Origin of the sequence: Enterobacter cloacae complex sp. P38RS, assembly GCF_014930775.1 — a bacterium.
In the GTDB taxonomy this organism is placed as follows: domain Bacteria; phylum Pseudomonadota; class Gammaproteobacteria; order Enterobacterales; family Enterobacteriaceae; genus Enterobacter; species Enterobacter bugandensis.
Genome location: NZ_JADBRS010000036.1, coordinates 1 through 305, shown reverse-complemented (window position 1 = coordinate 305; position 305 = coordinate 1). Strand labels below are relative to the sequence as shown.

1 rRNA gene is annotated in these 305 nt (G+C 52.5%); it reads right to left on the bottom strand.

Annotation, left to right across the window (positions count from 1 at the left end):
* Positions 1-305: ribosomal RNA gene (locus IM303_RS22135) — 23S ribosomal RNA — on the bottom strand; the annotation flags it as partial.

Below are 305 nucleotides of genomic sequence, written 5' to 3'. Positions count from 1 at the left end.
GTTCCTTCACCCGAGTTCTCTCAAGCGCCTTGGTATTCTCTACCTGACCACCTGTGTCGGTTTGGGGTACGATTTCGTGTTACCTGATGCTTAGAGGCTTTTCCTGGAAGCAGGGCATTTATCACTTCAGCACCGTAGTGCCTCGTCATCACGCCTCAGTGTTAAAGTGAACCGGATTTGCCTGGAACACACACCTACACGCTTAAACCGGGACAACCGTCGCCCGGCTGACATAGCCTTCTCCGTCCCCCCTTCGCAGTAACACCAAGTACAGGAATATTAACCTGTTTCCCATCGACTACGCC